At 72.1% G+C, this 13,882-nt stretch carries 12 protein-coding genes; 6 read left to right on the plus strand and 6 right to left on the minus strand.

Going from position 1 to position 13,882, the window contains the following annotated elements; genetic code table 11:
- Positions 1 to 5 precede the first annotated feature (5 nt).
- Positions 6 to 1,652, plus strand: a complete 1,647-nt coding sequence (gene nuoN, locus BGK67_RS20580; protein WP_432215519.1) for an NADH-quinone oxidoreductase subunit NuoN — start codon at positions 6 to 8, stop codon at positions 1,650 to 1,652.
- 129 nt (positions 1,653 to 1,781) lie between these two features.
- Here the strand turns inward: nuoN and BGK67_RS20585 are convergent, their stop codons facing one another.
- The 3 genes from BGK67_RS20585 to fahA all read right to left on the minus strand — a co-directional run bounded on the left by BGK67_RS20585 (position 1,782) and on the right by fahA (position 4,598).
- On the minus strand, positions 1,782 to 2,360 hold the full coding sequence (locus BGK67_RS20585; protein ID WP_069921464.1) for a hypothetical protein: 579 nt from the start codon (positions 2,358 to 2,360) through the stop codon (positions 1,782 to 1,784).
- 83 nt (positions 2,361 to 2,443) lie between these two features.
- On the minus strand, positions 2,444 to 3,043 hold the full coding sequence (locus BGK67_RS38985) for a hypothetical protein (RefSeq protein WP_167739586.1): 600 nt from the start codon (positions 3,041 to 3,043) through the stop codon (positions 2,444 to 2,446).
- A gap of 331 nt (positions 3,044 to 3,374) precedes the next feature.
- Positions 3,375 to 4,598 (minus strand): fumarylacetoacetase, encoded by a 1,224-nt coding sequence (gene fahA, locus BGK67_RS20595; protein ID WP_069921466.1) that lies wholly within the window; start codon positions 4,596 to 4,598, stop codon positions 3,375 to 3,377.
- Between the two features lie 141 nt (positions 4,599 to 4,739).
- On the opposite strand from fahA, the gene BGK67_RS20600 reads away from it, so the two are divergent.
- Entirely contained in the window at positions 4,740 to 5,546 is an 807-nt protein-coding gene (locus BGK67_RS20600) for an HAD family hydrolase (protein WP_069921467.1), read from the plus strand.
- 262 nt (positions 5,547 to 5,808) lie between these two features.
- On the opposite strand, the gene BGK67_RS20605 is transcribed toward BGK67_RS20600, so the two are convergent.
- Positions 5,809 to 7,824 carry a CocE/NonD family hydrolase gene (locus BGK67_RS20605; protein WP_069921468.1) on the minus strand — a complete coding sequence of 672 codons (2,016 nt, stop codon included), beginning with the start codon at positions 7,822 to 7,824 and terminating at the stop codon, positions 5,809 to 5,811.
- Positions 7,825 to 8,157: 333 nt separating this feature from the next.
- Between BGK67_RS20605 and BGK67_RS20610 the strand changes: the two genes are divergently transcribed.
- From BGK67_RS20610 to BGK67_RS20625, 4 genes are all read left to right on the plus strand, one after another.
- Entirely contained in the window at positions 8,158 to 9,168 is a 1,011-nt protein-coding gene (locus BGK67_RS20610) for a polyprenyl synthetase family protein (RefSeq protein ID WP_069921469.1), read from the plus strand.
- A gap of 245 nt (positions 9,169 to 9,413) precedes the next feature.
- Complete coding sequence (locus BGK67_RS20615; RefSeq protein WP_069921470.1) at positions 9,414 to 10,613, plus strand: LolA family protein; 1,200 nt, start codon at positions 9,414 to 9,416, stop codon at positions 10,611 to 10,613.
- A gap of 107 nt (positions 10,614 to 10,720) precedes the next feature.
- On the plus strand, positions 10,721 to 10,924 hold the full coding sequence (locus BGK67_RS20620; RefSeq protein WP_244291276.1) for a hypothetical protein: 204 nt from the start codon (positions 10,721 to 10,723) through the stop codon (positions 10,922 to 10,924).
- On the plus strand, positions 10,921 to 11,331 hold the full coding sequence (locus tag BGK67_RS20625; protein ID WP_244291277.1) for a hypothetical protein: 411 nt from the start codon (positions 10,921 to 10,923) through the stop codon (positions 11,329 to 11,331). Before BGK67_RS20620 ends, BGK67_RS20625 begins: the two co-directional genes overlap by 4 nt.
- Here BGK67_RS20625 and BGK67_RS20630 read toward each other — a convergent pair.
- A complete protein-coding gene (locus BGK67_RS20630; protein WP_069921472.1) occupies positions 11,328 to 12,644 on the minus strand; it encodes a M28 family metallopeptidase in 1,317 nt (438 codons plus the stop codon). The two genes, BGK67_RS20625 and BGK67_RS20630, sit on opposite strands and share 4 nt — an antisense overlap.
- A gap of 245 nt (positions 12,645 to 12,889) precedes the next feature.
- Positions 12,890 to 13,834 carry an EamA family transporter RarD gene (gene rarD / locus BGK67_RS20635; protein WP_069921473.1) on the minus strand — a complete coding sequence of 315 codons (945 nt, stop codon included), beginning with the start codon at positions 13,832 to 13,834 and terminating at the stop codon, positions 12,890 to 12,892.
- Positions 13,835 to 13,882: the final 48 nt, after the last annotated feature.

The raw sequence follows: 13,882 nt of genomic DNA on the forward strand, positions 1-13,882 counted from the left end.
GCACACTGACTTCCGCCCACAGCCTGTGGCCGCTGGCGGCCGAGGCACCCGTCGACCGGATCCCGACACCGGTCATCGAGTACGCGCAGCTCGCGCCCACGCTGATCGTGGTGGGCGCGGCGATCCTCGGGATCCTCGTCGAGGCCTTCGTACCGCGCAAGTCCCGTTACTACGTGCAGGTGTTCCTCTCCGTCGCCGCGCTGGCCGCGGCCTTCGCGGCGGTCGTCGGCCTCGCGGCCGGCGGGTACGGGTCCACCAAGGCGCACATCGCGGCCATGGGCGCGATCGCGGTGGACGGCCCGGCGCTGTTCCTGCAGGGCACCATCCTGCTGGCCTCGATCGTCGCCGTCTTCACCTTCGCGGAGCGGCGCCTCGACCCCGCCGCCCACGGCAACCGGGTGGACTCCTTCGCTGCCCAGGGGGCGTCCGTCCCGGGCAGCGAGAGCGAGAAGGCCGCCGTCAAGGCCGGGTTCACCACCACCGAGGTCTTCCCGCTGGCCCTGTTCGCGATCGCCGGCATGCTGATCTTCCCGGCCGCCAACGACCTGCTGACGCTGTTCATCGCGCTGGAGGTCTTCTCCCTCCCGCTGTACCTGCTCTGCGCCCTCGCCCGCCGCCAGCGGCTGATGTCGCAGGAGGCCGCGGTCAAGTACTTCCTGCTGGGCGCGTTCTCCTCCGCCTTCCTCCTCTTCGGCATCGCGCTGCTCTACGGGTACGCGGGCTCGGTCTCGTACGCGGCGATCGCCGACGTGGTGGACGGCACCGTCACGAAGATCGACCCGGCGCTCGCCGACACCATGGGCAACGACGTGCTGCTGCTGATCGGCGGGGCGCTGATCCTGATGGGCCTGCTCTTCAAGGTCGGCGCGGTCCCCTTCCACATGTGGACGCCGGACGTCTACCAGGGCGCCCCGACCCCGGTCACGGGCTTCATGGCGGCGGCGACGAAGGTCGCCGCGTTCGGCGCCCTGCTGCGGCTGCTCTACGTGGTCCTGCCCGGCCTGCGCTGGGACTGGCGCCCGGTGATGTGGGGCGTCGCCATCGTCACGATGCTGGCGGGTGCGGTGATCGCCGTGACGCAGACCGACGTCAAGCGGCTGCTCGCCTACTCCTCGATCGCGCACGCGGGCTTCATCCTGGCCGGTGTGATCGCGACCTCGGCGGAGGGCGTCTCCTCCGTCCTCTTCTACCTGGGTGCCTACTCCTTCGTGACGATCGGCGCCTTCGCGGTGGTCACGCTGGTGCGCGACGCGGGCGGGGAGGCGACGCACCTGTCGAAGTGGGCGGGCCTCGGCCGCCGGTCGCCGCTGACGGCGGCGGTGTTCGCGGTGTTCCTGCTGGCCTTCGCCGGCATTCCGCTGACGTCCGGCTTCGCGGGCAAGTTCGCCGTGTTCAAGGCGGCGGCGGAGGGCGGCGCCGGGGCGCTGGTCGTCGTCGGTGTGATCTCGTCCGCGATCGCCGCGTTCTTCTACATCCGGGTGATCGTCCTGATGTTCTTCAGCGAGCCGAAGACCGACGGCCCGACGGTGGCCGTCCCCTCGCCGCTGACGATGACGACGATCGCGGTGGGCGTCGCGGTGACCGTGGTCCTGGGCGTGGCCCCGCAGTACTTCCTGGACCTGGCGGGGCAGGCGAGCACGTTCGTCCGCTGACCGGCCCACGACACGGCGGAGGGCCCGGCTTCCCAGGGGAGCCGGGCCCTTCGGCTACTCGGGGCGCCTCCGCTTCGGAGTGATGGCGGTCAGGTCCAGATCGATGGGGGAGGGGACGGAGACTTTCCCTTACGGGTGAGTCATATGCCCGGAGCACTTGATGTTCGGGTTCCAGTTGTGGAAGCGGCCGGCCGGGTTCTTCTCGTACGCCCACATGTGGAGGTCGTAGTGCTTGGGCATGCCCGTCCAGTGGCCGGGCATGGGCCCGTCGAAGGGCAGCCCGAACATGCTCGGCCGGTCGTCGGCGGTCTTCAGGTCCTGGTCGCGGTCGGTGGACATCCACTCCACGGCCTGGAGCTTGCGCCGGCCGTCGCGGTCCTTCTCGGCGCTGTAGAGGAGGGCGGTCGGCCTGCTGGGGTCCTTCGAACCCCAGTAGGCCGCCTTGACGTAGTGGTAGCCCATGGCGCCCACGCCGAACGGGTTGGCCATGCACTCCTTGCCGTGCGGGACGTACCCGTCCCTGATCGCTTGCCGTTCGTCCGCGTACTTGGCCGTGGCCTTGATCGCCGTCGCCATGTCCGCCATCGCCCTGTGGTTGCGCGGGTCGGGCGCCGGTCCTTCGACGCCGTGGGCCGGGGCCAGGGCGGACAGGCCGAGCGATGCGGCGACCGCGCAGATCAGGACTGCCTTGCGAGTACGGGCGGACATGGGGGCTCCTGCCGTTCGGGGGCTTTCGTCCACCTTCCCGGCGGCCCCCGGCCGGTGCACGCGGCGCGCCTCCGAACGGGGGGTCAGGGCCGGGTCGTGCCCGGGCGGCAGCGCAGGTCCGGGTTGAACGTGGCGAACAGACCGGCGGGGTTGGGCTTCCAGAGCCAGACGTGCAGGGCGTAGTGGACCTTCTGGCCCTTGAAGCGGCCGGGGATCGGGCCCTTGAAGGGCTGGCCGAAGAGGCTCGGCCGGTCGTCGTCCGTCTCGACCTTGCCGTCCCGGTCCATGACGACCCATTCGAGGGCGACCAGCTTGCGCCGGCCCGACGCGTCGTCCTCGTAGAGCAGGGCCGCGGGCTTCGCGGGGTCGAGGGAGTCGTCGTAGGCGTGGTTGAAGTGCGGGTAGCCCACGGCCCCGGCGCCGGCCGGGTCGGCCACGCAGTACCGGTCGGGGACGTATCCGGCGGCGGTCGCGGCCGGCTCCCGCAGGTAGCGGGAGCTCGACAGCGCCGCCCGGGTGAGGTCGACCAGGGCGGCGGGGCCGGTGCGGGGGCCGGTGCGGGGGCCGGCGTGCGGGCCGGGGCCGGCGTGTGGGCCGGAGGTGGCCGCGGCGGGGATCGCCGGGGCGGTGAGGGCCGCCGCGGCGGCGAGGGCCAGGACGAGCATGCCGGTACGAGAGGCCATACGGGACTCCTGGATCGTCGGGTCGAAGCCCCAGGAGCATCGCCCACGGCCGGCGGTCCGCCCGGACGGCAGGCCGGTCGGGACCGGTCAGGCCGTCCGGGCGGCGTACGCGCGGACGTCCGGGTCCGGGTCGGTGACCGCCGTGGCGAGGGCCGCCGCGACCGCGCCGGCCTCCCGGTGGGCGAGCAGCGCGAGGACCGCGGCCTTGCGGACATCGGCGTTGGCGTCGGCCAGGGCCCCGGCGAGGGCGGGTACGGCCGTCGCGGGCGCCGCGGCCGACAGGGCGGCGGGGTCGTGGAAGGATCCGCCACCCCGCCGACCGTATGCCGGACTAGCGGGATCCCACGATGCGGCCGGTGACCTCGCCGAGGCCCACCCGGGTGCCCGCGGCGCCCGGCGCCCAGGCGGTGAGGGTGACGGTGTCCCCGTCCTCCAGGAAGGTGCGCTTGCCGTCGGCGAGTTCGAGCGCGTCGCGGCCGTTCCAGGTCAGCTCCAGCAGGGAGCCGCGCTGGCCGGTCTCGGGGCCGCTGACGGTGCCGGAGCCGTACACGTCGCCGGTGCGCAGCGAGGCGCCGTTGACGGTCATGTGGGCGAGCTGCTGGGCGGCGGTCCAGTACATCGACGCGAACGGCGGCCGCGCCACCTCCGTCCCGTTGATGGAGACGGTGATGTGCAGGTCGAAGCCGCCGGGGCGGTCGGCGGAGGCGTCGTCCAGGTAGGGCAGCAGGGGGAAGTCCCGGGCGGGCGGGGCGACCCGGGCCGCGTCCAGGGCCTCCAGCGGGGTCACCCAGGCGGAGACGGAGGTGGCGAAGGACTTGCCGAGGAAGGGGCCGAGCGGCACGTACTCCCAGGCCTGGATGTCGCGCGCCGACCAGTCGTTGAGGAGGAACAGGCCGAAGACGTGGTCCTCGAACTCGCCCAGCGCCACCGGCCGGCCCAGCTCGGAGGGGGCGCCGACGACGAAGCCGACCTCGGCCTCGATGTCGAGCTTGACGGACGGGCCGAAGACGGGCGCCGGGTCGGCGGGCGCCTTGCGCTGCCCGCAGGGCCGTACGACGTCGGTCCCGGAGACCACGATGGTTCCCGACCGGCCGTGGTAACCGATGGGCAGGTGCTTCCAGTTGGGGGTGAGCGCGTCCCCGTCGGGCCGGAAGATCCGGCCGACGTTGGTGGCGTGGTGCTCGCTCGCGTAGAAGTCGACGTAGTCGGCGACCTCGTACGGCAGGTGCAGCGCGACCTCGTCGAGCGGCAGCAGGTGCGGCTCCACGGCGGGGCGGTGGCCGGGGTCGGTGACCCAGGCGGTCAGCGCGCGGCGCACGTCGCGCCAGGCGGTGCGCCCGGCGGCCAGCAGCGGGTTGAGCGAGGACTGCCCGAGCAGCCCGGCGTACGGGGAGCCGAGCGCGGCCGCGGCCGCGCCCGCGTCGAGCACGTGTCCGCCGATCCGCACGCCGATCCGGCGGCGCTCTTCCCCGGCGGTCGAGAAGACGCCGTAGGGGAGGTTGTGCGGCCCGAACGGGTCGCCCTCGGGAACATCGAGGGGGCTCTGCTGGGGCATGGGGTGCTGCCTCGCTTTCGACGCGGTCCGGGGGTGTCCCGGGGGCTGGTTGACACGTTACGTGGCTGGTGGGGCCTGCGGGAGGCCGGATTCGGGCGCTATTTGTAGGACTTGTCCAACGGGGTCCGTATCCTTGGCGCCGTGACTTCCGCCCTCCCCTATGCCTTGATCGCCACTGACCTGGACGGGACTCTGCTGCGCGCCGGGGACACCGTCTCCGCCCGCTCGTACGCGGCGCTCGCCACGGCGCGCGCCGCGGGCGCGCAGCACATCATCGTCACCGGCCGCCCGGTCCCACAGGTCCGGCACGTGCTGGACGGCCTGGGTTACGAGGGGCTCGCGGTGTGCGGGCAGGGCGCGCAGGTGTACGACGCGGCGCGCGGGCGCCTGCTGCACTCCGTCTCCATGGACCGGGGGCTGGCCGAGGTGGCCCTCGGCAAGATCGAGGCGGAGATCGGCGAGGTCTACGCGGCGGTCAACCAGGAGGGCGTCGACGCGGAGATGCTGATAGGGCCGGGCTACCGGATGTGGCATCCGCACCTGCCGACGGTACGGGTGCCGCGACGGTCGGACCTGTGGTCGGCCCCCATCAACAAGGTGCTGCTCCAGCACCCCCGGCTGGACGACGACGAGTTGACGCGGGTGGCGCGGGGCGTGGTCGGCGACCTGGTGAACGTCACCATGGCCGGGGAGCACACGGTGGAGCTCCAGCCGCCGGGCATCGACAAGGCCAGCGGGCTCGCGCGGGCGGCGGAGGTCCTGGGACTGGCCGCCTCGGCGACGATCGCCTTCGGCGACATGCCGAACGATGTCCCGATGTTCGCGTGGTCCGGCTACGGGGTGGCCATGGCCAACTCCCACCGCGAGCTGGTCGCGGTCGCGGACGAGATCACGCTGTCGAACGAGTCCGACGGCGTCGCGGTGGTCTTGGAACGCATGTACGCGTAACCGCTGCACGGGTCCGGGCTCTGCCCGGACCCGCGCCTCAACGCCGGCGAGGCTGGATTCGGCCGCCGCCGCCGTCCGCCGGCAATTCCAGCCCCGCCGGCGTTTGAGGCGCGGGGTCTGGGCGGAGCCCCAGGTGGCCCGCCAGGGCCATTGACCGCGCGGCCCGCGGCAGGCGTTCGGCGGAGCCCCAGGCGGCCCGCCAGGGCCGCTGATCGCGCGGCCCGGGGCCACCTGATCGCGCGGCCCGGGGCCACCGACCCGGCTAGCCCGCCGTGCGCGGCAGCCGGCGTTCCCACGTGCGGTGGAAGACCACCTCGCCCCCCTCCCGGCACACCACCTCGTTCGACGTCACGAAGCCGCCCTCGTCGCACGAGATCTCCGACCGCGTCTCGACCCGTGCGTCCCACCCCCGCTCCGGCCGGTGCAGCCGGATCGACCAGTCCGAGCGGGTACGGGCCGACAGCGGGTCCGCGTCCTGGATCTCGTACACCTCCAGCGCGTCCTCGCTGAACTCCAGGCCGTCGGGGTACACCCGCGTGCCCCCGCACCGGGGATCCACTTCCAGCCGCCACGTCCCGCGCGCCACGTCCCGTACGACCAGCCGCTCCGGCCGCGGTTCGTCCAGCGTGGCCGGGAACGCGACCCCCAGCGGCTCCGCCTGCTCCGGCGCCTCGAACAGGATCCCCTCGTCCGCCAGTCCGGCGCCGGCGGCAGCCACGCGCACCGGCAGCGTCAGCGCGCTGCCCGCCGGGTCCAGGGTCCAGCCCGCCTCGGAGCCCGCCCGCGGCCAGATCCACGGCCAGTACGCCGACGAGACGGCGATCCGGATGCGGTGCCCCGGCGCGAAGGCGTGCCCGATGCCGTTCAGCTCGAAGGCGACGTCCTCGTACGAGCCCACCGGCCACGGCACGGCCCGCTCCCTGCCCTGACGGGCGGACAGGTTCAGCACGCCCCGGGTGACCAGCGTCGAGGAGCCGTCGGGGGCGACGTCGCACAGCCGGGCCACGGCCTGTCCGTACGGCACGTCCAGCCGCAGCCGCAGGGTCACCGACGGCCGTCCCAGGATCTCCACCGGCTCCCCGTCGGGCACCGGGAACTCGAAGCACGCCGACTTCGCGTCCTCCTCCCGCTGGTCCGGCGGCAGGTCGGCGTCGTTGCCGAAGGGGAGGAAGCGGCCCGCGTCCAGGCCGGTGTGCTGCGGGGAGGCGACGGCCACCGGGGCGCCCCGGAACCCGTACGAGACGGGGACCACCGACGGCGAGGGCCAGGCCTTCTCCCCGACCCAGCGGCCGGGGAACTCCCCGTACGAGGTCGCCGGCGGGTGCGACGCGCTGATCCAGGAGCGGAGCAGCGGCTCGTCCGGTACGCCGTTCTCCTCGCCGCGCAGCCAGTGGTCCCACCAGCGCAGGGTCTCCTGGAGGAAGCCGATGGCGGGGCCGGGCGGCAGTCCGCGGTCCGGGTACTGGTGGGACCAGGGCCCGATCAGGCCGCGCACCCGGGTGGACGGCAGCGCGGAGACCAGCCGCAGCACGGTGTCCCGGTGGGGGTCGTGCCAGCCGCCCACCGCGAGGACCGCCGCCCCGATCGCGGAGTAGTCCTCGCAGACGCTGCCGTGGCGCCAGTACGCGTCGCGGGTCTGGTGCGAGAGCCAGGTGTGGATCAGCGGTTCGACCGCTTCCAGCCGGTCCAGCCACTGCTGCCGCCAGCCCTCGCCGGCGTACTCCGGGTCCGGCGGGCGGGAGGCGAAGGCGAGCATGGTGGCCGCCCACGCGTGCATGTCCACGGCAAGCACGGAGCCGCCCATGTAGTGCACGTCGTTGTCGTACCGGTCGTCCGTCGAGCACACGGTGACGACCGCCTTCAGCGGCTCGGGGGCCAGTGCGGCGATCTGCAGGGAGTTGCAGCCGCCCCAGGAGATCCCGAACATGCCCACCGAGCCCGAGCACCACGGCTGCTCCGCCAGCCACTCGATCACCGCGACCCCGTCGGCGAGCTCACGGGCGTCGTACTCGTCGCCCGGACGGCCCCCGCTGCACCCGTGGCCGCGCACGTCCACGCGGACCGAGGCGTAGCCGTGGCCGGCGTACCAGGGGTGGCGCTGCCAGTCGCGGGGCGCGGTCCGGTCGGTGAGCCGGTACGGGAGGTACTCCAGCAGCGCCGGCACGGGCTCCCCGGTGACCGGGCGCCAGATCCGGGCGTAGAGCTCCACCCCGTCGGCCATCGGGATCCGGACGTCCTCGCGGGTGGTCTCGTACGGGAAATCGGTGCGGATGATCATTCGGCAACCACCTCAGTGGACGGGGTGCGTCGTGCGCCGCGGCCAGGTGTCCGCGCTGATCAGGCCGAGGCCCGCCCAGGTCATGGCGGCGGGTCCGCCTGCGGGTCCGGGGGTTCCTCTGCATCGGTCACAGTTCTGGACAAAACGCGTTCTCCAGTTGATTCGGCTCCTCAAGAACATACCGGGACGCTTCGGGCGGTGCGCGGGTGGCGACCGGACAGGCGCTCTCGGTGATCGAAAACAGACCCGATACGCTGGGTTGAGTGATGGCAGCGACACATCGACAATCCAGGTGATCGTCTACGTGATCGTCAGCAGACAGGAGTACCCCTCGTGACCGTCGTCGGGCCGTTCGGACTGAGCGTGCGGGACCAGGCTCTTGAGACCGATGTCCAGGCCGGACTGGCCGCCGTCGAGGCGGGTCTGCTGGAAGCCACCAAGAGCGAAGTCCCCTTCATCACCGAGGCCGCACAGCACCTGGTGCGGGCCGGTGGCAAGCGTTTCCGCCCGCTGCTGGTGATGCTCGCGTCCCGGTTCGGCGATCCCTACGCGCCCGGAATCGTGCCGTCCGCGGTGGTCGTGGAGCTGACGCACCTGGCGACCCTCTACCACGACGACGTCATGGACGAGGCGGACGTGCGCCGCGGGGTGGACAGCGCGAACGCCCGCTGGGGCAACTCGGTGGCCGTCCTGACGGGTGACTTCCTGTTCGCCCGCGCCTCGCACATCCTGGCCGACCTCGGGCCCGAGGCCGTACGCATCCAGGCCGAGGCCTTCGAGCGGCTGGTGACCGGCCAGATCCTGGAGACGGCCGGCCCGCGCGACGGCCGCGACCCGGTCGCGCACTACCTCGACGTCATCGCCGGCAAGACCGGCTCGCTGATCGCCGTCTCCGGCCGCTTCGGCGCGCTGATGTCCGGCGCCGACGAGTCGGTCGTCGACATCCTGACCCACTACGGCGAGCGGCTCGGCACCGCCTTCCAGCTCGCCGACGACGTCCTGGACATCGCCTCCGACGCGCACGAGTCCGGCAAGACCCCCGGCACCGACCTGCGCGAGGGCATCCCGACCCTCCCCGTGCTGCGGCTGCGCGAGATGGCCGCCCGCGACGGAGCCCCGGAGGACCTGGACCTCGTACGGCTCCTGGACGGGGACCTGACGGACGACGCCCGCCACGCCGAGGTGCTCACCCGGCTCCGGGCGCACCCCGCGCTGGAGCAGGCCCGCCGCGACACCATCCGCTACGCGCAGGACGCGCGGGCCACGCTCGCCCCGCTGCCGGAGTGCTTCGCGAAGTCGGCGCTGGAAGAGCTCTGCGACGCAGTGGTCCACCGGGCGGGTTAGCCCCGGCCCTCGCCCCGCGGCGGGAGCAGCGTGATCGGAACGGGCCCTTCCGTCCCGTCGACCCCTACGGGTCGGGGGAGGGGGGCCTGTTTCGTGTCATCCCACGGTCGTACGCTCAGTTGCGTCCGGGGACTGACGCTTCCGGGCCGCCTTTTTGGTCAGATGGAGTCATCAAACCCCACCAGATCGGGTGAGCGCGGCGACACGGGGGTCGCCGCCGTCGACACAGAGGGCAGGGCACTGACATGTCAGCGAACACGAAGACTTCTCGCAAGGTCGCCCGGTACGCCGTACCGGTCGCGGTGGCAGGTGTGGCCGCGGCGACCGTCGCGATGGTCCCGGCCTTCGCCAACGCCGGCGGACCCGACCTTCCGAAGGTGACGGCGCAGCAGCTCATCGAGAAGATCGCCGCCTCGGACGTGCAGGAGCTGTCCGGCACGGCCAAGATCAGCACCGACCTGGGTCTGCCGAAGATCGCCGGCGGCCTGCTCGGCGGCGGCAGCGGTGTCGCCTCGGGCTCCGCGGCTCCGGAGGACAAGGTCGCGCAGCTGGCGAACGGTACGCACACCTTCCGGGTCGCGGCCGACGGCCCGGACCGCCAGAAGCTGACCTTCCTGGACGGCAAGGACGAGTACAGCCTGATCCACAACGGCGCCGACGTGTGGGGCTACGCCTCCAAGTCGAACGAGGTCTTCCACGAGAAGGACGCCTCCGGCGCGTCGGAGCACGAGAAGAAGACGGCCGACCGCCTCGCCGCCTCGCCCCAGCAGCTGGCCGAGGAGGTCCTGAAGGCCGCCGGCACGACCACGGACGTCGGTGTGGGCGAGACGGCCCAGGTGGCCGGCCGGGACGCCTACCAGCTGGTGCTGAAGCCCAAGCAGGCCGGTTCCACCGTCGGCTCGATCCAGATCGCGGTCGACGCCAAGAACGGCGTGCCGCTGCGCGTGCAGCTGCTGTCCTCGCAGGGCGGCAAGCCGATCGTGGACGCGGGCTTCACCAAGGTGGACTTCGCCAAGCCGTCCGCGGACACCTTCGCGTTCACCCCGCCCAAGGGCGCCAAGGTGACCGAGGGCTCCGAGGGGGCCGGCAAGGGCGAGCACGGCAAGGAGTTCAAGGCGCTGGAGTCCTTCCCGGGCCTGGACGCCCTCACCGGCGGTGCGAACGGCAAGGGCGAGGTGAAGGTCCTCGGCGAGGGCTGGGCCACGGTGGCGCAGATCAACACCGGGGCCGGCCAGAACCTCAAGGACCTGGAGAGCGACAAGAACGCGCCGAAGGAGGCGAAGCAGTTCCTCGACTCCCTCGGTGACAAGGTCTCCGGGAAGTTCGGCGAGGGCCGCATCTTCTCCACCCGCCTGGTCAACGCCCTGATCACGGACGACGGCAAGGTCTACGTCGGCGCGGTCACCAAGGACCAGCTGGTGAAGACGGCCGACTCGGCCAAGTAGCCCGCCGGGCGGACAGAACGCCGGAAGGGTGGGCGGGGACTGTGTCCCCGCCCACCCTTCCGGCGTTCCCGTACCCCGTACAGCAGGGCCGCTGTACGGTGTTGGACATGTCGAGACACGTCACCATCCGCCTGGACGAAGACTTCCACGAACGCCTGAAGGCGCGCGCGGCGGCGCTGGGCACGACGGTCACCGCGCTGATCACCGAGGTCACGGAACGCGAACTCGACGAGGACCGGAAGGACTTCCTGTCCGGTATCGAGGAGTTCGCCGACCACTGGGGCTACTTCCAGGAGCGTTTCGGCAATTGAAGATCACCATGGAGTGGGCCTGGACCGCTCTGGCCCACCATCTCCCGTCCGATCCCGCCGTGTGGGATCCCTCCGGGGTGGCCGCCGCGGTCGCCCGGCACCAGAACGACCTCGTCCTGGTGCCCGAACAGCCCGCCCCGGACACCGCGTGGCGGGCCGCCGCGTTTCTGCACACCCTCGCGGTGTGCCCGGCGCTGGAATCCCCGATGAACGAGTTCTACGCCGCCGCCGCGACCCGCTCGTACCTGCGCGTGGCCGGGGCCAGGCAGCTGCCCTCGCCCGAGGTGCTGGGCGATCTGGTCGAGGCGGCGAAGCTGGGCCTCGCCGACATCGGGGCGGTGGCCGAGGAGCTGCGGGCCCGCATACAGGACCCGCAGCCCGCCTCGAGGGGTTCCGACCGGCGCTAGAAGGTGATCTTCCAGCTGTTGATGTAGCCGACGTCCTGCGCGGCCGTGTCCCTCACCCGCAGGTTCCAGGTCCCGTTGGCCACCTCGGCCGAGGCGTTCACGGTGTAGGACTGGACGAGGTTGTCGGCGCTGCCCCCGCTGCGGTTGTGCAGGTTGTAGACCGTGCCGTCGGGGGCGACCAGGTCGACCACCAGGTCACCGCGGTAGGTGTGGACGATGTTCACGTCCACCTTGGTGGTGGCCGGGGCGTTGCCCGCGACACCCGAGGCGGTGATCGGCGAGTTCACCGCGGCACCGGGGGAGTCCGGGATGTTCACGTCCGCCGTGTTCTCGAACGACTTGCCCGGCGGGACCGGGGTGGCCGCGCCGAGGGTCCAGATCGCGTAGGCGACGGCGTCGGAGTTGCGGTCCAGGGCGGTGTCGTTGATGTTCGCCGTGTTGTCGCACGAGGAGTGGTAGCAGCGGTCGAAGGCCTGGCCTGCCGTGCCGCCCCACTTCTGCGCCTGCGCCGAGGACTTCGTGTTGCTGGCGCCGGTGAACAGGCCGCCGACCGGGATGCCCACGTTCTTGAACGAGGCGTGGTCCGAACGGCCGTCGCCCTCGGTCTCGATCTCGGTCGGGACGCCGAGGCCCGCGTAGTAGTTCTTGAAGGTCTGCTCGATGGTCGGGTCGTCGTCGTAGACGAAGTAGCCCGGGTTCGGCGAGCCGATCATGTCGAAGTTCAGGTACCCGGAGAACTTCGCGCGCTCGGTGGCCGGCAGGTTGTTGACGTAGTACTTCGAGCCGATGAGGCCCAGCTCCTCCGCGCCCCACCAGCCGAACCGCAGGTGCTTCGTGGGCTGGAGGCCGGCCCGGGAGACGGCCAGGGCCGTCTCGAGCACGGCCGCGCTGCCGGAGCCGTTGTCGTTGATGCCCGCGCCCGAGGACACCGAGTCCAGGGGCGCGCCCGCCATCAGGACCGAGTTCGGGTCGCCGCCCGGCCAGTCGGCGATCAGGTTGTAGCCGGTGGCGCCGCTGGAGGTGAAGGTCTGCAGGGTGGTCGTGAAGCCGGCCGCGTCGAGCTTGGCCTTCACGTAGTCGATCGACGCCTTGTAGCCGGCCCGGCCGTGAGCGCGGTTGCCGCCGTTGTTGGCGGCGATGGTCGACAGCTGCGAGAGGTGGGCCTTGACGTTGGCCAGCGGGATGTCGGGCGGCGTCGGCGCCGCGGCGACCGCCGTCGGGGCGGCCAGCGCGGCGGGAGTGGTGGCGGCGAACAGGCCGGCGACCGCGAACGCGGTCACGGCGGCGAGGCGCCGGGAGACGGACAGGCTCATGTGGGGGCTCCGGGATTCCGCGGGGATGTGACGGAACTATGGGGATAGAGCAGGTGAGCGATAGTGCGTCTGTGCGAGCCCGATGTTCAGTGAGAGTGTGACTGTCCGTCAAGACCACAATTCGGTCAGGGTCGTTCGGAAAACGGACGATCCCCGTTACGGAAGTTCCGCAACGGGGATCGTGGGGGCCGGGTGCCCGATGGTGCGGGCCCCGTACGGGCCCTGCGCGGGCCCTTCGGGGATCGTTACGCGGGCTCGCGGGCCGGCGCGGCGACGGGCGGCATCGCCGCGGCGAGCGCGGCCCGCGAACGGCGGGCCCTGCCCAGTGCGTCCCAGGTCAGGAGCGCGAGCGCGGCCCACACCAGGGAGAACCCGGCCCAGCGCTCGGGCGGCATCGCCTCGTGGAAGTAGAGGACGCCGAGCCCGAACTGGAACACCGGGGCGAGGTACTGGAGCAGGCCGAGGGTGGACAGCGGGACCCGGATCGCCGCCGCCCCGAAGAGCACCAGCGGGATCGCGGTGACGAGCCCGGTCGAGGCCAGCAGGAGCGAGTGTCCGGCGCCCTGCGAGGCGAAGGTGGACTGGCCCTGCGCGCCGAGCCAGAGCAGGTAGCCGAGGGCGGGCAGGAAGAGCACGGCCGTCTCGGCGGTCAGCGACTCCAGGCCGCCCATGTTGAGCTTCTTCTTGATCAGTCCGTACGTGGCGAAGGAGCAGGCGAGGACCAGCGAGATCCACGGCGGCCGCCCGTAGCCGACGGCGAGCACGAGGACCGCGACGAAGCTGATCCCGACCGCCACCCACTGCGCGCGGCGCAGCCGCTCCCCGAGCACCAGCACCCCCATCGCGATGCTGACCAGCGGATTGATGAAGTAGCCGAGGCTCGACTCGACGACGTGGCCGTTGTTGACGGACCAGATGTACAGGCCCCAGTTCACGGTGATCACCGAGGCGGCGAGCGTGGTCAGCGCCAGCTTGCGGGGCTCGCGCAGCAGCTCCCGTATCCACCTCCAGCGGCGCAGCGCGAGCAGCGCCAGACCGACCACGGCCAACGACCACACCATGCGGTGGGCCAGGATCTCGATGGCGCCCGAGGGCTGGAGGAGTGGCCAGAAGAGGGGGACGAGCCCCCACATCCCATACGCGCCGAATCCGTAGAACAAACCCGCGCGCTGGTCCGTCTCTGCCTTCACGGGGCCTCCTGTGCGACTTTCAGCCAACCTCACGACGGTAGCGCCGTA

The sequence above is a fragment of the Streptomyces subrutilus genome (assembly GCF_001746425.1).
Taxonomy (GTDB): domain Bacteria; phylum Actinomycetota; class Actinomycetes; order Streptomycetales; family Streptomycetaceae; genus Streptomyces; species Streptomyces subrutilus_A.

Coding starts and splice junctions, on each gene's coding strand:
- BGK67_RS20585 (WP_069921464.1), bottom strand. CDS start 2,360: ATGTCCGCCCGTACTCGCAAGGCAGTCCTGATCTGCGCGGTCGCCGCA.
- BGK67_RS38985 (WP_167739586.1), bottom strand. CDS start 3,043: ATGGCCTCTCGTACCGGCATGCTCGTCCTGGCCCTCGCCGCCGCGGCG.
- fahA (WP_069921466.1), bottom strand. CDS start 4,598: ATGCCCCAGCAGAGCCCCCTCGATGTTCCCGAGGGCGACCCGTTCGGG.
- BGK67_RS20605 (WP_069921468.1), bottom strand. CDS start 7,824: ATGATCATCCGCACCGATTTCCCGTACGAGACCACCCGCGAGGACGTC.
- BGK67_RS20615 (WP_069921470.1), top strand. CDS start 9,414: ATGTCAGCGAACACGAAGACTTCTCGCAAGGTCGCCCGGTACGCCGTA.
- BGK67_RS20620 (WP_244291276.1), top strand. CDS start 10,721: ATGTCGAGACACGTCACCATCCGCCTGGACGAAGACTTCCACGAACGC.
- BGK67_RS20630 (WP_069921472.1), bottom strand. CDS start 12,644: ATGAGCCTGTCCGTCTCCCGGCGCCTCGCCGCCGTGACCGCGTTCGCG.